The organism is Halorubrum sp. AD140 (assembly GCF_034497445.1).
Lineage (GTDB): Archaea > Halobacteriota > Halobacteria > Halobacteriales > Haloferacaceae > Halorubrum.
In genome coordinates, this window is sequence record NZ_JAXRUU010000059.1 from 1 (window position 1) to 19056 (window position 19056).

Below are 19056 nucleotides of genomic sequence, written 5' to 3' on the forward strand. Positions count from 1 at the left end.
ACCCGCGTGCGACCGTTCGTGGATGGCCTCCGGCGAAAGGTACGTGGATAGCTGCTCGTCGATGTAGGTCTCACGGACCCGCTCGAACCGCTCCGAGTCGGGGTCAATCGGGGCGTCGTCGCCGTAGTACTCGTCGAACCACTCGGTCCACCGCTCGCGGTCCGCCCACTCCTCGTCGAGGCTCGCCTCGCGACGCATCCAGTCGACGCCCTCGGCGACCTCGTCCCACCAGCCGTCGTCGACGCGGGCGTCGGCGACGACGCGGTGTGCGACACGCGCGCCCCGCCCGGCCGCCATGATCGCCTGCGTGTCAGCTTCGTCGGACGGAGAGGCGACGTAGAGGCCGTCGATCGGGGTCGTCCCGTCGCGGTCCGGGTACTCGCGGTCGAACCGCTCGTGTTCCTCGCCGTCGTGTTCGTACGTCTCGAACATCGCGCCGCCGTCGTCGAGGTCCCGGAGGTACTCGGCGTCGTAGCGCGTGGCGGCGACGACGCGCTCGGCGGTGACCGGGTCGCCCTCCTGCGGCTCGACGCGGAACCGCCCGTCGGTCGTTTCGGTGACAGACTCCACGAGGTCGTCGACGATCGCGCACCCGGCCGCCTCGGCGTGGTCGTGCATCAGTCCGTAGAACGTGTCGACGTCGATCCCGGCGGGGAATCCGAGGTAGTTCTCCAAGTGTGCACACCGTTTGATCGACGACCGACCGCGGTCGAAGACGACGGTGTCGAGCCCGTCTCGCGAGGTGAACACCCCTGCGGAGCAGCCCGCCGGACCCCCGCCGACGACCGCGACGTCCCACTCGGTTGGAGCCATCAGAACTCGCCCGAGACGATCGCCGCGACGCGGTCGCGGTCGAACAGCTGTTCGTCGCCGAACTCCTCGGGATACAGGTCCTGCGCGCCGGCTTCCAGCGTGAACAGGTGGACGAGCGGCCCCTGGTAGATCGGGCCGCCCCGGACGACGCGACCCTCCTGAACGGCGGTGAGTTCGCTCGCGACGTCGTGGTCGCGCATGTACGCGAGCACCGTCTCCTCGAACTCGTCGGCGGTGCGGATCGTGTCGCTTCGGACGAGGATCGCGTCGGGGTCGACGTCCAGCATCGTCTCGTAGTCGATGGTCCCCCGATCGCTCGTCGAGAGCCCGTCGATGCCCGTTCCGGCGAGCGCGTCCTCGACGCCGAGGTCGTGCCACTGCTTGTTGTTCGTTCCGCGATCGGAGAGCCGATAGGGAGAGAACTCCTCGGGCTCGTCGCCCGCACCGTAGGTCAGGAGCGCGGTCGGACGGTCGTCGACCGGCGGGAGCCGGGACTCCACCTCGGCGACGTACTCGTCGTGGAACGCCTCGAACGCCTCGTAGCGCTCCTCGCGCTGGTACACCTCCGCGACCTTCGCGAACGTCTCGTACAGGGTGTAGTAGCGGTAGTCGTGCCAGCTGTCGGTGCGCCTGAACACCGTGTTCCCGAAGAACGGGGCGACGTTCTCGCGGATCTCCTCGACGTCGTCGCGATCCAGCCCGAAGAAGCCGTTGTTGACCAACCACTCGGGATCGATCAGGTGGAGGTCGCTGTCGAGTTCGTAGAAGATCTCCTTGTCGATGCCGTCGTCGTCGACGATGTCCGGAACGTCTACGGCGTCGACGCCGTCGAGTTCCTCGAAGTGGTGGCTGTGGAACCGGGAGTTTTCCGCCATCGCCACCAGCGAATCTTCGACGCCGAGAGCGACGCACATGTCGGTGTACCCGGGGAAGTACGCCGTCACGCGTTCCGGGGGCGCGTCGAAAGAGAGCTCCCCGACGGGCGCCATCTCGACCGAATAGGAGTCGTCAGCGCCCTCGTCGTCGGTCGCCGACTCGTTCGATTCCTCGTCGGTCGTCCCCGACGTCGAGTCGCCGTCGGATCCCGCACACCCGGAGAGAATCCCGGTACCGACGACGAGGCCGCCGTACTTGAGTGAGTCACGCCGTGTCATGTCCGATCGAGCGCCATCGTACGTCATAGGATTTAGGCTCGCCTAAAGACTTTAAAACGTGTCGATTTTTAGGCCGGCCGAATCAAGGAGCTCAGTACGGCGAACCGCATCGCGGGCAGGTCGGCGGGCCGTCGTCCGGGAGCGACAGTCCGCAGCCCGGACACTCGTCCCCCTCCGGCGTGGTCATCTCGTCCACCGCCCCTTGGGAGCCATCCCGGAGTGATCCGAGCGTCCCCACGCCTGTGGTACGGTCGGTCGAAGAGCCGGTCCGCGCGGCTCGGAGAAACGCGAGTCGCGGGGCGAGGAACTCCTCTGCCTCACCCGCCTTCCCACCGACCTCGTCAGGCACGGTGGCGGCCTCGTCGGCGGCGCGACACAGCAGTCCCAGCGCCTCGGCGGCCCGGCCGCGAACGCGGGGGTCCTCGTCCGGGTCCGAGAGGCGAGCCGCGAGTGCGTCGCGACCGGCGGCGAGCTTCGCGGGGTGTGCACAGCCCACCGCCGCGAGCGCCGTACACAGGTGGTACCGAACCAGCTCGTCGTCGTCGTCGAGGTGTTCGGCCAGCGACCCGACCTGGTGACGGAGTCGACTCGGGTCGCCCAGGGCGACGCACTCCAGCGCCTTCGCCAGCTTCGGTTTGACTTCCGGCTCGTCGAACGAGAGGCCGATCCGGAGGTCGGCCAGCGTCTCCGGGTCACCCACCGTCTCGGGGTGTTCGAGCGCGACGTAGCCGAGCGCCTCGGCGCACCGCGCCCGAACGTAGTAGAACTCTCCGTCGTCGGCGAGCCGATCGGCGAGCGCGGCGACGGCCGGCCGGGTCACCGACGGCTCCGCCCGCGCGAGCGCGACGAACAGCTTCGCCGTCGTCAGCCGGACCGCGCGGTTCGTGTCGGTCAGAAACGGTGCGAGCGAGTCGGCCAGTCCGTCGAACCGGTCGGGGCGCTCCGCGGCGTGGCTCCGGGCCTGTCGGAGGGCGCGCCGACGCGTCTCCGCGTCCGCCGTTTCGAGGCCGTCCAGCCACGCCACCGCCTCCGCTGTGGCGTCTTCGGTGAGGAGAGCGACCAGACGGTCAGGCGAGGACGGTGTCATGTCGGCGAGACAGCTTCTCCGACCAGCGGCTTCAATCCGGTGGTTCGACCCGCGAACGTCGCGATAGCGCGGTTCGCGATCGCACGCGATCGCTGGCAGATTCGATATAGCGACATATCATTTACCAGATCGCATCGCGACACCATACAGTCGTTCAGAAGACGACGGAATACGGGATCCGTGGCTACGCCACCAGTCTGTAGATGTGCGCCTCGTACGTCTCTCGGACTTGGTCGCCCCAGTTGTGCGTGTAGGTGTCGATGACGTCGTCGGCGACGTCGCCGCGAAGGTACTTGACCACGCCGCGGTCGCCGGTTCTGTCGCGTAAGTGCGTCGTGAAGAAGTGCCGGAAGTAGTGCGGGGTGACGTTCTCCGCGGCGCCGCCGCCCGTCCGGTACCAGCCCGCTTCTCGGGCGTACCGCTCGACGACGTGTCGCACCGCTTCCGGATCGAGCCGCTCTCCCCACCCCTCCGCCGTCCCGACGAACAGCGGCTCAGCCGGCGAGGGGCTGTCCGGTCGAACCGCGAGCCACCGCTTCAGCGTCCGCGCCAGTTCGTCGTCGATCGGAATCACGGTCCCCCGTTTCCGCTTGTTCGCCGCCGTTCTGATCTCGCCGTTCAGATCGTCTCCAACGGCCGCGTCAGGCGTCACGTACAGCGAATTCGGACGATCCTCGAGAACCGGGCGAGTGCCGAGCGCGTACGCGTCCCGGAGCTCGTGGTCGTCGACGGCGAGGTCGCGGAGATCCAGGTTACAGCACTCGCCGACACGCATCCCGGTCTTGAGCAGCGTCACCACGAGGGCTCTGTGGAGCGGATGGCGGATCCTGGCGACGAACTCGCGCATCGCCGGGATGGAAATATCGCGTCTGGCGGGGTCCTTGTCCACCGTCTCGTCCATCTCCTCCATCACGAGCGTCATCGGATTCCCCTCGAAGACGCCGACCTCGGTCATGTACCCGTAAAATCGGTGGAGGTAGGCGGCGTACGTCGCGATCGTGCTGTCGGCGGCGTCGCCGCGCAGCGAGTGGACGAACGCCATGCAGTCGCGGTGCGTCGCCGACGCCGGCGTCGTCCCCGCGTCGAGAAACGCCTCGAAGCGGCGAAGGACGCGCTCGTAGGACTCGCGGGTTCGCTCCGTCTTCCCGTGGTACGTGAGATCCTCGATGAAGTAGCCGACCGGGTCGTCGACCTCTTCCGGCGCTCGCGCGCTACTCATCGGTGAGAGTGTACCCGCCCTTCCGTCCGTTGTACCGGACCCGGTTGCGGTCTTGTAACGCGTCGAGCGTCTCCTCTAATCGATCCTCGAAGTCGCCGACCATCGCGTCGACGAGCCCCTCCCAGGAGAGCGGCCCGTCGGCGAGGGCCGCTTCCACCTGCGTTTCGAGGCCGTCACCCCTGGGGTCAGACCCGGCAGGATCGGGTTCGACGGGCATTTTCGAGCGTGCCGTCGAGAACCCCCGTCTTCCGGCCTGTACCATCGTCCTGACGAACTCGCTCTGTGACATCCCGAGCTCGTCCGCGTGGTCCCGCCACCGATCCTTTTGATCGGCGGGGACGTACGTCTTCACCGCTCGCCGGTCGTCGCTCATCGTTCGATTTCGCCTTCTTCCGCGGGCGACTTCAATCTATCCCAGATTCCCGGATAAGGTCACTTATACTGAGTTTTAGCACTCTATTTGCGTCGGCATATATGAAATATCCGAAATTCTCGGCCGCTCCTTTGGTACGATAGTACTAGAAAATGGGATAGGAATAAATCAAAACAGTCGTCTGTGAACGGTCACAACTAGCGGCTCGATCCCGATCGAGCGGACGTCCGGACTCGTCGACTCCCGAACGTCCTCGAACGTCTCGATCGCGTGCGTCTTGCAGTGTCTCGTGTCTACTGAGAGTGTCACCCTCAATCGACCCCTGAAGTCGCTGCGGGCCGACTCGCCGTCCCCCGAGATGGTCTCCCTCCTTTTCCGCTCGCGTTTCCAAAGCGCTCTACTGGCGGCTCGCTCGCTGTGAGAGCCGCTTCTCGTGTCTACGAAACCGATCCGTCGCAGTAGCGCGTCGCACGCCCAACGGATATATCGTATGTCGCGATAGAAACTGCAGGGGGTCAGACTCGGATCTCGGAGGCCGCGTCGTCGACGTCGAGGGCGGTTATCGCGCGCTCCACCGTCGGGTCGCGTTCGGCTACGTTCCGCATCAAAACGGTCTCGCTGGGGAAGAGGTGTTCTCCGACGACGAGGCCGTGATCGCGGGCCGTGGACCCGGTGACAGTGAGGTAGACGCCGACTCCGGTTCGAGCGATGCCCGCCTCCTCCTCCTCGTCGGGGTTCGGGTAGACGAACTCGACGCCGTCGAGGGCGTCCGTTCCCAGCACCGCGGTGACCAGCCGTTCGTACCGAGGCGAGATACAGAGCGTCCCCTCGTACGCTGCGAGGAACGTGCGGTCGAGGTCGGTCCCCGGCTCGAGCCGCTCCGGTCGGGCCATCAGCGTGTGATAGACGGTGTCCCCGAGCCCGTTGACGACGCGGACGTCGGTGTCGACGGGATCGATCCGCTCGTTGACGTCGGCTATCTCGCCGAGCCCCTCTGACCGGATTCCCACGACCTCCTCGAGGACGAGGTCCGCCGAGTCGAATCCGAGGGCGAACTCGTGGGTGCGGAGGGCGCGGAACGGCTCCTCGCGGCCGACGAGCTTCAGCCTGACGTCGCCGATGTCGACAGTTGCGGCGTCGAAGACGATCCGACGGGGCTTGCCGTCGCGGTCGTCGCGCAGCAGCGTGAACTCCGGCTCGGCCGGATCGTCCGGGTCGGAGTACTCGGCCAGTCGATCGTAGGGGCCGTCGTCGGCTTCGACGCGGTCTTTCGTGATCGCCTTCTCGTAGCGGAGGATGTTGCTCACGCTGTCCGCGAGCCGATCCAGCCGACCGTTGCCGCCGACGGCCGCGATCCGCTCGAGGACCGCTTCGAGGGGCCGACCTTTCCGCGGGACGGCGACCGGAACCGGTTCGCTCATTACCCGCAGTCGGACGCCGCGGCTAAAACGGGTTGCGCTTTCCGTCGGCCGGGAGCGGAGGTCGCACCCACCATGGCCGGCTCGGAGAAAATTTCGATCGGAGCCCCGTCGTTACGGCCCGAACGCCTCGTTGAGCCGCTTCCGGAACGCTTCGAGTTCCGCTAGGTGGTCGTTGATGGCTTCGATCTCCGCCTCGACGTCGTCGAGGTCCTCGCCGAGCCGGTCCTCGATCTCCGTCAGCCGGGTGTCGACCTCCGCGAGGTCGCCCCACAGGTCGTCGAACTCCTCGTCGAAGCGCCCGAGCCGGGACTCGAGGTCGTCGACGCGGGCGTCCGCCGCCTCGGCTCGCGCGGACGCGTCGTCGACCCCCTCGTACAGCGTTTCGACGTCGTCTCCGAGGTCGTCGACCGCCTCCTCGAGCGCGGTCGTCTCCTCGTCGAGCCGCGACACGTCCCCGGAGACCGCGTCGACAGACCCCTCGACGGTCGCGATAGTCGCTTCCACGCCGTCCACGCGCTCGTCGGCGGCGTCCACGCGCTCGGTGACTGCGTCGACGGAGTCGTCCACCTGCGTCACCTCCTCGCGCAGGTCGTCGCGGTCTGCGTCGGCTGCGTCGACGCGGTCCTCGAGCGCGCTCACCTCGGATTCGACGCTCTCGACCGTCTCGTCGAGGTCGTCGAGGAGCTCCCGTGCGGTCCCCTCGCTGTCGATGAACTCCGCGAGCGCGTCGGCGTACGCCTCGATGTCGGCGACGCTCGACTGGAGGCGACTGATGCGGACGTCGACGCTCCGCGGAACGCCGACGTCGAGCTCCTCGCCGATGGTCTCGAGGTCCTCGTCCGCGACCTCGCCGGCGCGGATCTCGGCGGCCAGCGCGGCCGCGAGTCCCCCCTCGGGCGACGTGGCGGGAGCCGAGAGGGTGGCGGGCCCACGACCTTCAGTCTCATCGTCGGGTTCCGCGGCCTCGCTCTCCTCCGCTGGGTCCGGCGGCGATTCCGAGTCGCCTGCCGCCGCAGGCTCGGCGTCACGAGCCGAGACCGCCGCGGTGCCGTTCGCGGAGACGGTTCTCGGTTCGGGGGCCTCCGAGCCGTCGGACTCGTCGGACGCGTCCCCCACGGCCGTTCCGTCGTCGTCCGCCTCGGCGGTCGGCTCCTCCATGCCGGGGAGCGTCGCGCGGTCGCCCGAGAGGACCTCTCTCACCGCGTCGGTGTCGCCGGTGCCGAGGACGTCCTCGATCTCCTCGCCCACCGGGACGTGTTCGATGACGGGCGTGCCGAGGAACCCGTCGAGGTCCGGGTCGTCGTCGCGGATCCCGAACACCGTCTCGATGGCGTCGTCCGGGTCGATCACGCGCTCGAACTCGACGCGGTGGTCCTTGTACGCGGTCCAGTTCTCGCTCTCGTACTCCGGGTGGAACCCGATTCGGTCCATCGGGAACGACTCCGGGATCCGGTCGACGATGCGCACGCGCACGGGGTCCTCGCGGGTCGAGGAGAGCTCGTAGGTCACCGCGGGCACCGGGAACGCGTCGTCGGTGAAGGACTTCTCGACGCGAATACCGTCCTCGTCGACGGTCGTCGTCGCTTCTGCCGTCCGTTCGCTCATACCGAGTCCCTCCCGGAGCAGGGGCTTAAATTCCACGGGCCGGGTTTCGGCGTTGATAACCACCGAGGCGAGAGAAGAGCGCTCTCGACAGCCGGTGTCGAACCGCTTAGAGATCGATCCGGTCGCCGATCTCGACGATCTCCAGCCGGTCGGGATGCTCGAAGCTCCGCACGTGCTCGTGGAGCGACGTCGGGTCCGCGGTCAGCCCCTTCCACATGTCCCAGTGCGTCGGCACGAGCCGGTCGAGTTCGAGGTCGTTGGCCGCCTTCGCGATCTCGTTCTCGTCGCTGTACCACTTTGTGCGGACCGGTTCGCCGGTCTCCCCGTCGGGGACCATGCCAACCGAGCCGAACGCGAGGATCCCGAGGTCGATCTCGAACTCGTCGGCGAGCGCGGGGAACGACTGCGAGGGCTTGCTGTCGCCGGCGTGGAACACGGTGCCGGCGTCGTGCTCGATCACGTACCCGACCGGATGCGTGGCGTCCGTGTCGTGCGTTTCGACGACGTGGACGGTGAACTCGCCGACCTTCAGCTCGTCGCCCTCGGTCACCTCCAAGAAGGCCTCGCTGTCGACGTCCCACCGCTCGGTCCAGCGCTCCTCCTCGCGCGCGACCGCGAGCGAGTCGTCAGGCGCGACGAAGTCGGCATCGGTGTTCGCGAGGATCGGCGCCTGCGAGGGTCCGTGGACGTGGTCGGTGTGCTCGTGGGTCGCGAGCACCGCGTCCGCGACGTCGACGTCGTCCGGGTCGAACGGAATCGGAATCATCCGGACCGTTCGGGGCGGGTCGCCCGTCCCGACGTACGGGTCGATCCAGAGAACGGTCCCCTCGCTGCCCTTGATCGCGAAGCCGTTACAGCCCAGGTACCACAGCGCCACGGTGTCGGGGTCGGCGTCCGCGACCGCGCGCGGCAGCCAGTCGTCCCAGTCGGAGTCGGCCATGTCCCACGCTGTGCGGGCGCGTGGGGTAATAATTCCGGAGTGCGCCGAGATACTGACCCGTTGGGAGCGACAGTATTCTGTCCGAGGCCAGCCAAATGTATCGTATGTCGCTATACGAAATGATGGTCGAGCGTGAAGCCCGACCAGTGAGGGAAACGCGACACGACGAATCGAAGAACGGCGGCGCGGAAGGCGTCTATCTGCGGCCGAACTGCCACTCGGCGTCGAGCTCCCGGTGCGTGAACGGGAGCGCGTCCTCGCCGCTGTAGCTGGCGACGAGGTGGCCGTCGCCCTCCAGGTAGTACTTGTACGTGGTGAGCCCCTCCAGTCCGACCGGGCCGCGCGCGTGAATTTTCCCGGTCGAGATTCCGACCTCGGCGCCGAGCCCGTAGCGGTAGCCGTCGGCGAAGCGGGTCGAGGCGTTGTGGAACACGCTCGCCGCGTCGATGCCGGTCATGAACGCATCGGCGGCCGACCGGTCCTCCGTGACGATCGACTCCGTGTGTTTCGAGCCGTGCGCGTTGACGTGCTCGACCGCTTCGTACACGTCGCCGACCAGCTTGATCGACAGTTCGAGGTCGCCGTACTCCGTGTCCCAGTCGTCGTCGGTCGCCGCGCCGACGTCGACGATCTCGCGCGTGGCGGCGTCGCCCCGGAGTTCGACCCCCGCGTCCTCGTAGCGCTCGACGAGGTCTGGGAGGAACTCGGGCGCGACGGACTCGTTCACGAGCAGCGTCTCGACCGCGTTACACACCGCCGGGTACTGGACCTTCGCGTCGAAGGCGACGTCGGAAGCCATCTCCAGGTCGGCGTCGTCGTCGACGTACACGTGACAGATCCCCTCCGTGTGACCGAGCACGGGGATCTGGGTGTTGTCCTGGATGTACGAGACGAACTCCGAGGAGCCCCGCGGCATCACCAGGTCGACCGCGTCGTCGCGTTCGAGGAGGCGGTCGACCTCCTCGTGGGCCTCGACGAGCCCCGCCCAGCCGTCGGGGAGGTCCGCGGTCGCCTCGCGGATCACCCGGTGGAGGACGCGGTTCGACTCGCTCGCCTCGCTGCCGCCCTTGAGGATGACGGCGTTGCCGGACTTCAGCGCGAGCGCTGCGATCTGGACGAGCGCGTCCGGCCGCGACTCGAACACCGTCGCGACCACGCCGATCGGCACCGACACCCGGAACAGCTCCAGCCCCTCGTCGAGCTCGCGGGCCGCGAGCGTCCGGCCGAGGGGGTCCTCCTGCGCTGCGACCGACTCGACCATCTCGGCGACGTCCTCCAGCTTCGCGGCGTCGAGCTTCAGCCGGTCGACGAGCGCCTGCGCGTACTCGCCGCGCGCTAACATCTCTTCGGCCGCATCGACGTCCCGCGCGTTCGCCTCGAGGATGTCGGCTTCGTTCGCGCGGAGCGCGTCGGCGATCGACCGGAGCGCGTCGTTCCGGGTCGCCTCGTCGGCGTTGGCGAGCCGCAGGGCGGCGTGCTGTGACCCCTCGACCAGTTCGTCCGTGTCGCGTTCGATGTCCGTCGTCTCACTCATTCGTCTCACCCGCTGTCGGCACGAATAGCGTGCCCGTCGGCTTACCGGCTGCGATCCGATCGAGCACGTCCCGGGTGGCGGAGCCGGCGATGACTGCGGGCATGCCGCTCTCGGCCGCGTCGCGGGCGCCCTCCACCTTCGTTTGGATCCCGCCGAAGTCGGAGGTGGTGCTGTCGCCGACGAGCTCCCGGACGGCGTCGTAGTTCGCACCCACGGCCTCGATGAGGGTCGCGTCCGAGTCGCGCTTCGGGTTCCCGGTGTACACGCCGTCGACGTCGGTGAGCGTAACGAGGAGGTCGACGTCGAGCGCGAGCGCGGCCGACGCCGACAGCATGTCGTTGTCGCCGATCCGCAGCTCGTCGGTCGCGACCGCGTCGTTCTCGTTGATGACCGGGACGACGCCCCACTCCAGCAGGGTCTCGACGGTGCTCGTGAAGTTGTCGAACCGTTCGGGCGCGTCGAGGTCGGCGCCGGTGACGAGGATCTGCGCGACCGGCTGTTCGTACCGGTCGAAGCTCTGCGTGTAGTGGCGCATCAGGAGGCTTTGGCCGACCGTCGACAGCGCCTGGCGCTCGTCGATCACGTCGCTTCCGCGCTCGATGTCGACGTCGACCGCGGCGGAGCCGCCGTTGCCGAGCCGGCCGATCCCGGCGCCGACGGCGCCCGACGAGACGAGGACGACCTCCTTGCCGCGCCGCCGGAGGTCCATCACGTCGGCGACGAGCTTGTCGAGCTTCACGCGGTCGAGCCGCGAGTCCTCGTCGGTCAGCGAGTTGGTGCCGGCCTTCACCACCACACGGTCGGCCTCGGCGGCCGCGGTCCGCGCGCGGTCGACCGCGTCGGGGTCCAGGGCTCCGACGGCGGCGCGCTCACTCGTCATCGAACGCCTCGGCGAGCTCCCGGGAGCGCCGCTCGGCCGCCGCGACGGCCTCGATCACCGCCTCGTCGGCGGCGCTGTCCCAGAGCACTTCCATCCCCTCTATCGTCGTCCCGTTCGGCGAGCAGACCGCGTCGATGAGCTCGTCGACGGTCCGGTCGTCCCGGAGGACGGTCTCGGCCGCGCCCTTGAACGTCTGGGCCGCGAGCGTCTCGGCCTGCTCGGGGTCGAGCCCGCCGTCGATCCCGGCCCGCTTCACCGCGTCGATGAGGTAGAAGGCGAAGGCGGGCCCGCTGCCGTTGACCGCGGTCGAGATGTCCATCAGCGACTCGTCGACCTCGACGAACTCGCCGGCGTCGTCGAGCATGGCCCGGACCTCGTCGGTGAGCCCCGCGTTCGTCGCCGCGGCGGCCATGTCGCCGGTCTCGGCCGCGAGGTTCGGCATGATCCGGACCACGCTCGCCGCGGTCCGCTCCGCGACGAACCCGCGGGGGAGCCCCGCGGCCAGCGTCACGAGCTGCTGGTCGGCGCTCAGGTCGAGGTCGGCGAGGACGTGCTCGGCGATGTCCGGCTTCACGGCGAGGACGACGATGTCGGCGTCCTTCGCCGCGGCCGCGTCGTCGGTCGTCACGTCGACGACGTCCTCGACGGCCGCGAGCGCGTCGGGGTCGAGGTCGATCGCCGTCAGGTGATACGAGTCGGTTCTCGCGAGGCCGCGCAGCAGGGCACCCCCCATGTTTCCGCAGCCGATGACGCTCACGCGTGTCATGTTACCTGCACGGAGTGGACTCACGGACATACCAACTGCGGTTTGGACAAGACTCCCGGCGAGTGAGCGAAACCGTTGAATGTGGGACAGACCGACGTCAGACCAGCCGCTCGTACAGCGACCGGTATCGCTCGGCGATCGCGTCGAGCGAGAACGCCTCGCTGCGGGCGGCCGCGTTCGACCCGAGCCGCTCGCGGAGCGCGGGGTCGGCCAGCCGGCGTATCGCGTCCACGAACGCCGCGGTCTCCGAGTCGGCGGTCGCGGGATCGACCTTGAGGCAGTCCTCGCCGTCGTCGAGCCACGAGAACGTCTCGATGTCGCGGACGACGACGGCCTTCCCGGCGGTCATCGCCTCCAACAGCGCGATCCCCTCGTTCTCCTCGTGGGTCGGGAACAGGAACACGTCGCCCGCGGCGAACGCGCCGCGCACGTCGTCGACGAAGCCCGTGAACGTGCAGTTGTCGGGCGACTCCTCGATGAGGCGGGTCGTCTCGCGGCCCTTCAGCGACAGGTCGAGCGGACCGAACCACGCGAAGTCGACGTCGGGCAGCTCGCGGGCGAGGTCGACGAACGTCGCCAGCCCCTTCCGCTTGATCACGTGGCCGACGAGGAAGACGGTCGGCGGCTCCAGGTCGTACCGCTCGCGGTACTCCGCCTCCAGCGACTCGAAGCCCGCCAGCTTCTCGCGGTCGACGCCGTTCGAGATCACGGTCGTCGGGGCGTCGGCGTACCCCGCGATCACGCCGCGGTTGTACTCGGAGGGGCAGACGAGCGCGTCGGCGAGCCCGTACGCGCGGGCGAGGTAGGGCCTGAGCGGCCTCGCGAGCGCGTTGGTGAACCGGAAGCTGTCGCCGAAATCCTCGGCGGTGACGTGGGTGTGCGCGACGACCGGCACGCCGCGGTCGCGCGCGCGCCTCGCGTACCACACCGAGCGCGGCCCCATCAGGTTGCAGTGGAGCACGTCGGCGTCGAGGGTCGGCTCGGTCGTGTACGCGATAGACTCGCGGTCGAGCATCTTCCGCTGGTGGACGACCGACTCCTTGATGCCGCCCGTGACGTGGTCCTCGAACTCGAAGTAGTGGCTGACCTTCATCGCGGGCGTGCGGTCGCGGCGGTGCGGGCGGTCGGCGGCGCCCAGTCGCTCACTCGACTTCCAGCCACGGGACCTCCATCAGCGGCGGGATGTGCGTCTCGATGTGGTGTTCCCACACGCCCTCCTCGCCGAACGCCTCGCCGTGGTCGGCGGTGACGACGACGGTCCCGTCGAGCTCGTCGACGAGCTCCGCCACGGACTCGAGGGCGATCCGGAGGTTCTCCTCGTAGAGCCGGAGCGCGGTGACGCGCGTGCCGTCCGTCACGAGGTCGGTCGGGTCGAGCTCCAGCCAGAGCCCCGCCTTCTGAGCGAACTCGCTGTCGTCCAGTCGGCGCTCGATCTTCGGCCGGACGGTGTCGCTCAGCGACGAGAGGAGCCCGCCGTCGTCGTTCGTTTCGTCGTCTCCGGCCCCCTCTTCGTCCTGGCGTTTGATCCCCTTCTGGATCTGTTTGAGCTTCTGGCCCTTGCCGCGCGAGAGGTAGGGGGCGTGCGGCTGCATGTAGTGGAGCACCGTGCGGTCGGCGCGCTCGACGGCCTCGGGGTTGTTCCGGTACGCTTCCGCGAGGCTCTCGGGCGGGACCGTGCCGAGGTCGTCGTCCCAGCCGGTCTTCCAGACGTCGTGGATGTCGCTGATGTGCTCCGACGCGGTCCACTCGTAGTCGCAGCTCGCGCCCCACTTCAGCTCGTTCAGCGGGATTCCCAGGTCGTTGATGAAGGGGTTCCCGGAGAAGTAGGCGATGTCGTGATCGCCGGTGAACGTCCGGTAGGCCCACTCCGGCGTCGACGATCCGACGCTCCAGCGCTTCTCGAGGTCGCCGTCGAGGTACTCGTCGTACACGTCCTCGAACACGTCGTAGCGACACGCGTCGAGGACCAGACAGTAGTCCCACTCCGACTCCAGGAACCGCTGGTCGTCCATAGGTTGCGCTACCGTATCCGACCGACGGTTGTATTCTTGACGGTGCTCGGGCGAGCGGCGGTCCGATCAGTCGTTTCAAGTTCGTCAGCGACGCAGGCCCCGTATGGACGGGACCCGTCGTCGCGGGCTAGTGATCGGCGGCGTCGCGGCGATCGGGATCCTCGCCGCCCTCTTCGTGGTGGTCGGGGCGGACCGCGTGGTCGACACCCTGCGTGCGGCCGATCCGGCGCTGGTCGCCGCGACGTTCGGGCTCGCGCTCTGCTGGCTGGTCGCGTGGAGCCTCATGCTCAGGACGGTCCTCGGCTCGCTCGAGGTCGACCTCTCGGTCTCGACCTCGTTTCTCGTGTACGCCGGCGCCGTCTTCGCGAACAACGTCACGCCCTTCGGGCAGGCCGGCGGCGAGCCCGTCGCCGCCGCGCTCATCGCGAAGGTGTCCGGGTCGCGCTACGAGACCGGGCTCGTCGGGATCGCCAGCGTCGACGTGCTCAACGTCGTCCCCTCGATCTCCCTGGTCTTCCTCGGCGTCGGCGCGTACGCGGCCACGGCTGCCGTCGGCGAGCGGCTGGGGGTCGCCGTCGGCGTCGCGGTCGCGCTGATCGCGTCGATCGTGACGGCTATCGGACTCGGCTGGCGGTACCGGCGGACCCTCGTCGAGCGGATCCCGCCGGCGGTCGGCGGAATCCTGGGGCGGCTGCGACGGTTCGACGCCGCCGCCGTCGAGGAGACGCTCGCGGCCCGGCTCCGGCGCTTCTTCGACGACATCGAGCGCGTCGGCACGAGTCCGCGGCGTCTCGCGGCCGCGGTCGGGCTCTCGCTCGCCGGGTGGACGTTTCAGGCGGCCGCGCTCACGGCCGCGTTCGCGGCCGTCGGTCACGAGGTGTCACCCGTGGTACCGCTGTTCGTGGTTCCGCTGGCGTACGTCGCCGGCGCCACGCCGCTGCCCGGGGGACTCGGGGGGATCGAGGCGGCGTTCGTCGCGCTGCTCGTCCCGACCACGGGCGTCGCGGCGTCGGCCGTCACCGCGGCCGTGCTGGTGTTCCGCGGCGCCGTCTACTGGATGCCGGTCCTGATCGGCGGCCTCTCCGTCTCGGCGCTCGGGATCGACGCGGTGCGGTGAGCGGATCGCCTTCCGGCGGCGCGGGTGCAGGGTGAGACCGGACCGGACGGGCCTCCTGTGACCCGCGCGCGAGCAGAACGTCCCCCGACGATGACCGCCTACAGCTCGAACGCCAGCGAGTCCCCGACGTCGACCCCGTTGCGGTCGGTCCACTCGTAGGGGACCTCGAGGACGTACTGCCCGGAGCCGGGGTACCGCTGCTCGCTCCCGTCCTCGTCCGGGCCGGGTTCGGGCGCGTTGTGGATCCGCGTTATCTCCCGGTCGGCGTCGGCGTAGACGATGTCGATCCCGAAGTCCATCTCCCGCATGACGAAGGTCATGCCCTCTCGGGACGCCTCGTACACGAACAGCATCCCGGCGTCCTCGGGGAGCGCCTCGGCGTCGCTCAGGCCGAGCGTCCGTTCGTCCCGGGTCCGCGCGACCGCCGCGGTCACCGCCCCGAGCGCGTCGCCGTCGGCGGCCCGGGCCTCCACCCGCGTCGACTCGTAGTCGGCGTAGGGGCCGGCCGGCCAGTCGTCGGCTTCCGCGGCGTCTCCCCCACCGTCGTCCTCGCTCGCGACCGGCCCGCCGCCGACGCAGCCGGCGAGCGTTCCGATCGAACCGCCGCCGACCGCGGTCAACAGCTCTCGGCGTCGCATCGGCTGCGGTACGGGTCGCTCCCGTAAAGGCCTCGCGAACGCGCCGTTCGCCACCGTACCGGCGCGCTCGGGCCGGGAAGGACGCGCTTTTACCCTCGCCGCGTCTACCCTCGCGCATGGCGAAAGTGAGCATCGGCCTCCGCGGGTGGCGGTTCGATGAGGACGAGATCTTCACCGACGACGAGGAGCTGAAGCCCCTCGACGAGATCCCCGAGGAGCCCCGAGAGCGGCTCGTCAGGCTCGTCGCGCTCGTCGAGGAGCCGTGCGACGTCTGCTACCTCGAGTACGGCGAGGCGGAGGTCCACCGGTGCAACCAGGCCCGGATCGTCTACGGGGAGCCCAACGGCGAGGTGCTGCTCTGTCCCGAACACGAGCCCGACCTGATCTACTGGTTCCGCGAGGAGGGCGGCAGCGACCACGCCGGCAGCCTGGAGTTCGGCGACCGCTTCCACGAGTGGGTCGCGGCCGGCAACGGGGCCCCGGACGGGTACGGCTCGGTCGAGCACGTCGACGAGGACCCGGAAGGGCTGCCGGACCTGCCAGACCAGCAGGAGATCCAGGAGCGCGTCGAGCAGGGGTTCGAGGGCGAGCGGATCGACATCCGCGCGCTCGCCGGAGCGGAGAACGACGAAACGGATCCGGAAGACGAGTTGAGTGAGGACGACCTCGAAGGCGTCGACCTCTCGACCGATTACCCGTCGAACCGATGAGGGGAGAGGGCGAGAGTCCGAGTGCCGAGGGCGACGGTCACGGCGATAGCGACGATCGATCTCGGTCGACTCCCCGGAAGCCGGTCGTGGTCGTCGTCGAGCCGGAGACGCCCGGCAACGTCGGCACGATCGCCCGGGCGATGAAGAACTTCGGGCTCTCCGACCTCAAGCTGGTCGATCCGCCGGAGCTGAAAGAGGACGGCGAGGCGTACGGCTTCGCCGGCCACGCCCGCGAGGACGTGCTCCCGAACGCCGACAAGGTCGCCTTCGAAGAGGTCGTCGAGCGCTACCACACCGTCGGTACGACCGCGATCACCGGCGAGGACGACCGGAGCCACGAGCGGTTCCCGTTCAAGACGCCGGCCGAGCTGCGGGAGTCGCTGGCGGCCGTCGACGCGCGGACCGCGATCGTGTTCGGCCGCGAGGGGCGCGGGCTCAACAACGACGAGCTCTCGCGGCTCGACGAGGTGTGCTCGATCCCCGCGAGCGACGACTACCCCGTGCTCAACCTCGGACAGGCCGCCACCGTCCTGCTGTACGAGCTCAGAGAGCTCACGGTCCGGGAGACGCAGCTCCCGGACACGGCGGTCACGCGAGCGCCCGAATCCGACGTCGAGCGGTTCCACGAGTTCTTCGGCGAGTTCCTCGCGGCGACCGGCCAGCGCGAGCACGTCCGCGAGAAGAACGCGCTGCTGATGCGCCGGCTACTCGGGCGCGCGCACCCGACCGAACGCGAGGTCCACTCGCTCCTCGGCACGTTCCGGAAGGCGAACGCGAAGCTCGACCACGCCGACCACCTCGCCGCCAAGTACGACGAGCCGGTGTACCCACGGGAGCGATAGCCGTGCGCGGATCCGCTCTCGACGGGGACGTCCGCGCCGGCGTGCGAGACGTCTCGCCGCTGCTTTTGGGGATCGTCCCGTTCGCGCTGGTCGCCGGCATCGCCGCCGTCGAGGCCGGGCTCGGGCTCGCGGAGGCGGTGGGGATGTCCGTGATCGTGTTCGCCGGGGCCTCCCAGCTCGCCGCGCTCGACCTGCTCGGGTCGGACGCGCCGCTCGCCGTCGTGGTCGGCACGGCCGCGGTCATCAACCTCCGGATGGTGATGTACTCGGCCTCCATCGCGCCCCACTTCGCGGCGTACGGTCGTCGGGTCCGCGCGGGGCTCGCGTACCTGCTCACCGACCAGGCGTACGCGCTCTCGGTCGCCGAGTTCGCGGAGAACGACGACCGAAGCCGGTGGCGCTACTACGTCGGCGCGGGCGCGTCGCTGTGGATCGTCTGGCAGGTCGGCACCGTGGTCGGCGTCGTCGTCGGCGCTGGCGTCCCCGACGCGTGGGGGCTCACCTTCGCGGTGCCGCTCGTGTTCCTCGCGCTGCTCGTCCCCGCAATGAAGGACCGGCCGACCACCGCCGCGGGCGTCGCGGCCGGCGCGGTCGCGGTCGTCGCGGCCGGCCTCCCGCTCAACCTCGGACTGCTCGTCGGGGCCGTCTCGGGCATCGTCGTCGGGCTGGTGACGGAGGCGGTCGAACGGTGACGAGCGTTCTCCCCCTCGGCGACGCGGTCCGCGTCTGGGTCGCCGTCCTCCTCATCGGGGTCGCGACGTACGGGTTCCGACTCTCCTTCATCCACCTGTTCGGGCGGATAGACGAGGTTCCCGCGCGGGTTCAGCGCCCCCTGCGGTACGTCCCGCCCGCGGTGCTCGCCGCACTCGTCCTCCCCGACCTCGTCACCCTTCGCCCCTCGGTCGCCGCGACCCTGCTCGACGAGCGGCTCATCGCGGGCGCCGTGGCCGGCGCGGTCGCGTGGCGGACCGAGAACGTGTTCGCGACCATCGCGGTCGGCATGGGCGCCCTCTGGCTGTTCCGGTTCGTCGTCTTCGCGTGAGAGGGTGGTTCGGCCGCGGTCGGTCGCTTTCAGCGGATCCGATCCGCGTACCGCCGCGCCAGGAGGGCGACCGCGACCTCACAGGCCGCGGGAGCGGCACTGCGGTCGCGACGCTCGCGAGCCCACGCGCCGGCGGGACGGCGTACGAGAGCGCGGCGGCGGCGAGGAGCGCGTAGCCGAACGCGGCGATCCCGAGCAGGGCCGGGCGGGCGCTCGGTGAGCGCCAGAGGCGCATTCGGACCACCGCGCCCGCGACGTTCCCGGCCGCGAGTCCGATCGGGAGCCCGACGAGCGCGGAAAACTCGATACGGGGCGAGAGCGCCTCGGTGAAGACGGCGGCGACGACGAGGAGCGTCGTGAGCGCGACGCCGATGGTCGCGATAGGGCGGACAGTCATGGGACCCGGGATCTGTGGCTCTCAGCGTAAAACGCGCGCCGTCCGACCGCTACCGCTCGCGCTCGGTGAGCCGGTCGTCGCGCTCTGCCGCGGACCCGACCCGGGACTCCCGCTCGACTTCGCGCTCGCGGGTCGCGGCGATCCGCTGGGCCGCGTCCGCGAGGGCGTCGAGCGCGGCGAACGTCCGATAGGCGAGATACAGGCCGACGGTGAGTCCGAACGCGACGAGGACGCCGAACAGGAGTCGTCCGACGATCAGCACCGAATAGAGGAGGAACAGGAGCGCGATTCCACCGACGGCCGTCCCGATTCGCGTGCGGAGGGCTTGGGCGGGCGAGAGCGGGTCGTGGGCCATGGCCGACGCTACCGACGCTGACCACTTAAAAATAAACGCGGAACCGAGCGGCGGACGGCGACCGTCCTCAGTCGTCGGCGGGGGCGGCGGAGTCGCCGGCGGAGACGCCGGTGCCGGGGCCGACGTCGATGCCGAGTTCGTCGAGCTTCTC

At 69.4% G+C, this 19056-nt stretch carries 20 protein-coding genes; 5 read left to right on the plus strand and 15 right to left on the minus strand.

What is annotated here, in order from left to right:
• The 13 genes from U4E84_RS13280 to U4E84_RS13340 all read right to left on the minus strand — a co-directional run.
• Positions 1–813: NAD(P)/FAD-dependent oxidoreductase (locus U4E84_RS13280; protein WP_322532579.1), on the minus strand; the 813-nt coding region annotated here is incomplete at its 3' end.
• Positions 813–1967 carry an ABC transporter substrate-binding protein gene (locus tag U4E84_RS13285; RefSeq protein WP_322532580.1) on the minus strand — a complete coding sequence of 385 codons (1155 nt, stop codon included), beginning with the start codon at positions 1965–1967 and terminating at the stop codon, positions 813–815. The genes U4E84_RS13280 and U4E84_RS13285, both read right to left, overlap by 1 nt.
• Before the next feature lie 91 nt (positions 1968–2058).
• Positions 2059–3054, minus strand: a complete 996-nt coding sequence (locus U4E84_RS13290; protein WP_322532581.1) for a HEAT repeat domain-containing protein — start codon at positions 3052–3054, stop codon at positions 2059–2061.
• A gap of 184 nt (positions 3055–3238) precedes the next feature.
• Positions 3239–4273 (minus strand): tyrosine-type recombinase/integrase, encoded by a 1035-nt coding sequence (locus U4E84_RS13295; RefSeq protein ID WP_322532582.1) that lies wholly within the window; start codon positions 4271–4273, stop codon positions 3239–3241.
• A complete protein-coding gene (locus U4E84_RS13300; RefSeq protein ID WP_322532583.1) occupies positions 4266–4646 on the minus strand; it encodes a DUF5805 domain-containing protein in 381 nt (126 codons plus the stop codon). The genes U4E84_RS13295 and U4E84_RS13300 overlap by 8 nt, the downstream gene beginning before the upstream one ends.
• Positions 4647–5161: 515 nt before the next feature.
• Positions 5162–6067: a hypothetical protein gene (locus U4E84_RS13305; RefSeq protein ID WP_322532584.1), complete on the minus strand. Its 906-nt coding sequence runs from the start codon at positions 6065–6067 to the stop codon at positions 5162–5164.
• A gap of 111 nt (positions 6068–6178) precedes the next feature.
• Positions 6179–7672: a hypothetical protein gene (locus U4E84_RS13310; protein ID WP_322532585.1), complete on the minus strand. Its 1494-nt coding sequence runs from the start codon at positions 7670–7672 to the stop codon at positions 6179–6181.
• 106 nt (positions 7673–7778) lie between these two features.
• On the minus strand, positions 7779–8612 hold the full coding sequence (locus tag U4E84_RS13315; protein ID WP_322532586.1) for an MBL fold metallo-hydrolase: 834 nt from the start codon (positions 8610–8612) through the stop codon (positions 7779–7781).
• Positions 8613–8808: 196 nt separating this feature from the next.
• Positions 8809–10146 carry a glutamate-5-semialdehyde dehydrogenase gene (locus U4E84_RS13320; protein WP_322532587.1) on the minus strand — a complete coding sequence of 446 codons (1338 nt, stop codon included), beginning with the start codon at positions 10144–10146 and terminating at the stop codon, positions 8809–8811.
• A complete protein-coding gene (gene proB / locus U4E84_RS13325; protein ID WP_322532588.1) occupies positions 10139–11026 on the minus strand; it encodes a glutamate 5-kinase in 888 nt (295 codons plus the stop codon). The genes U4E84_RS13320 and proB overlap by 8 nt, the downstream gene beginning before the upstream one ends.
• The gene (proC, locus tag U4E84_RS13330; RefSeq protein ID WP_322532589.1) at positions 11016–11792 is read right to left on the minus strand and encodes a pyrroline-5-carboxylate reductase; all 777 of its coding nucleotides are present in this window, start codon (positions 11790–11792) and stop codon (positions 11016–11018) included. Before proC ends, proB begins: the two co-directional genes overlap by 11 nt.
• 97 nt (positions 11793–11889) lie before the next feature.
• Entirely contained in the window at positions 11890–12885 is a 996-nt protein-coding gene (locus tag U4E84_RS13335; RefSeq protein WP_322532590.1) for a glycosyltransferase family 4 protein, read from the minus strand.
• A gap of 49 nt (positions 12886–12934) precedes the next feature.
• On the minus strand, positions 12935–13804 hold the full coding sequence (locus tag U4E84_RS13340; RefSeq protein WP_322532591.1) for a hypothetical protein: 870 nt from the start codon (positions 13802–13804) through the stop codon (positions 12935–12937).
• Between the two features lie 103 nt (positions 13805–13907).
• Between U4E84_RS13340 and U4E84_RS13345 the strand changes: the two genes are divergently transcribed.
• On the plus strand, positions 13908–14921 hold the full coding sequence (locus U4E84_RS13345) for a lysylphosphatidylglycerol synthase transmembrane domain-containing protein (RefSeq protein WP_322532592.1): 1014 nt from the start codon (positions 13908–13910) through the stop codon (positions 14919–14921).
• Positions 14922–15019: 98 nt separating this feature from the next.
• Here U4E84_RS13345 and U4E84_RS13350 read toward each other — a convergent pair whose 3' ends face one another.
• A complete protein-coding gene (locus tag U4E84_RS13350) occupies positions 15020–15559 on the minus strand; it encodes a DUF192 domain-containing protein (RefSeq protein ID WP_322532593.1) in 540 nt (179 codons plus the stop codon).
• Between the two features lie 116 nt (positions 15560–15675).
• On the opposite strand from U4E84_RS13350, the gene U4E84_RS13355 reads away from it, so the two are divergent.
• Genes U4E84_RS13355 through U4E84_RS13370 form a run of 4 tightly spaced genes read left to right on the plus strand, consistent with a single transcriptional unit; the run spans position 15676 to position 18153 of the window.
• Positions 15676–16269 carry a hypothetical protein gene (locus U4E84_RS13355; protein WP_322532594.1) on the plus strand — a complete coding sequence of 198 codons (594 nt, stop codon included), beginning with the start codon at positions 15676–15678 and terminating at the stop codon, positions 16267–16269.
• Positions 16266–17111, plus strand: coding sequence for a TrmJ/YjtD family RNA methyltransferase (locus U4E84_RS13360; protein WP_322532595.1), 846 nt, complete (start codon positions 16266–16268; stop codon positions 17109–17111). Before U4E84_RS13355 ends, U4E84_RS13360 begins: the two co-directional genes overlap by 4 nt.
• Positions 17112–17113: 2 nt before the next feature.
• Complete coding sequence (locus U4E84_RS13365; RefSeq protein ID WP_322532596.1) at positions 17114–17803, plus strand: AzlC family ABC transporter permease; 690 nt, start codon at positions 17114–17116, stop codon at positions 17801–17803.
• The gene (locus tag U4E84_RS13370; RefSeq protein WP_322532597.1) at positions 17800–18153 is read left to right on the plus strand and encodes an AzlD domain-containing protein; all 354 of its coding nucleotides are present in this window, start codon (positions 17800–17802) and stop codon (positions 18151–18153) included. The genes U4E84_RS13365 and U4E84_RS13370 overlap by 4 nt, the downstream gene beginning before the upstream one ends.
• Positions 18154–18599: 446 nt before the next feature.
• On the opposite strand, the gene U4E84_RS13375 is transcribed toward U4E84_RS13370, so the two are convergent.
• Positions 18600–18905, minus strand: a complete 306-nt coding sequence (locus tag U4E84_RS13375; protein ID WP_322532598.1) for a hypothetical protein — start codon at positions 18903–18905, stop codon at positions 18600–18602.
• Positions 18906–19056: the final 151 nt, after the last annotated feature.

Coding starts and splice junctions, on each gene's coding strand:
- U4E84_RS13375 (WP_322532598.1), bottom strand. CDS start 18,905: ATGGCCCACGACCCGCTCTCGCCCGCCCAAGCCCTCCGCACGCGAATC.
- U4E84_RS13305 (WP_322532584.1), bottom strand. CDS start 6,067: ATGAGCGAACCGGTTCCGGTCGCCGTCCCGCGGAAAGGTCGGCCCCTC.
- proB (WP_322532588.1), bottom strand. CDS start 11,026: ATGACGAGTGAGCGCGCCGCCGTCGGAGCCCTGGACCCCGACGCGGTC.
- U4E84_RS13295 (WP_322532582.1), bottom strand. CDS start 4,273: ATGAGTAGCGCGCGAGCGCCGGAAGAGGTCGACGACCCGGTCGGCTAC.
- U4E84_RS13335 (WP_322532590.1), bottom strand. CDS start 12,885: ATGAAGGTCAGCCACTACTTCGAGTTCGAGGACCACGTCACGGGCGGC.
- proC (WP_322532589.1), bottom strand. CDS start 11,792: ATGACACGCGTGAGCGTCATCGGCTGCGGAAACATGGGGGGTGCCCTG.
- U4E84_RS13360 (WP_322532595.1), top strand. CDS start 16,266: ATGAGGGGAGAGGGCGAGAGTCCGAGTGCCGAGGGCGACGGTCACGGC.
- U4E84_RS13300 (WP_322532583.1), bottom strand. CDS start 4,646: ATGAGCGACGACCGGCGAGCGGTGAAGACGTACGTCCCCGCCGATCAA.
- U4E84_RS13290 (WP_322532581.1), bottom strand. CDS start 3,054: ATGACACCGTCCTCGCCTGACCGTCTGGTCGCTCTCCTCACCGAAGAC.
- U4E84_RS13350 (WP_322532593.1), bottom strand. CDS start 15,559: ATGCGACGCCGAGAGCTGTTGACCGCGGTCGGCGGCGGTTCGATCGGA.
- U4E84_RS13320 (WP_322532587.1), bottom strand. CDS start 10,146: ATGAGTGAGACGACGGACATCGAACGCGACACGGACGAACTGGTCGAG.
- U4E84_RS13340 (WP_322532591.1), bottom strand. CDS start 13,804: ATGGACGACCAGCGGTTCCTGGAGTCGGAGTGGGACTACTGTCTGGTC.
- U4E84_RS13345 (WP_322532592.1), top strand. CDS start 13,908: ATGGACGGGACCCGTCGTCGCGGGCTAGTGATCGGCGGCGTCGCGGCG.
- U4E84_RS13355 (WP_322532594.1), top strand. CDS start 15,676: ATGGCGAAAGTGAGCATCGGCCTCCGCGGGTGGCGGTTCGATGAGGAC.
- U4E84_RS13310 (WP_322532585.1), bottom strand. CDS start 7,672: ATGAGCGAACGGACGGCAGAAGCGACGACGACCGTCGACGAGGACGGT.
- U4E84_RS13285 (WP_322532580.1), bottom strand. CDS start 1,967: ATGACACGGCGTGACTCACTCAAGTACGGCGGCCTCGTCGTCGGTACC.
- U4E84_RS13315 (WP_322532586.1), bottom strand. CDS start 8,612: ATGGCCGACTCCGACTGGGACGACTGGCTGCCGCGCGCGGTCGCGGAC.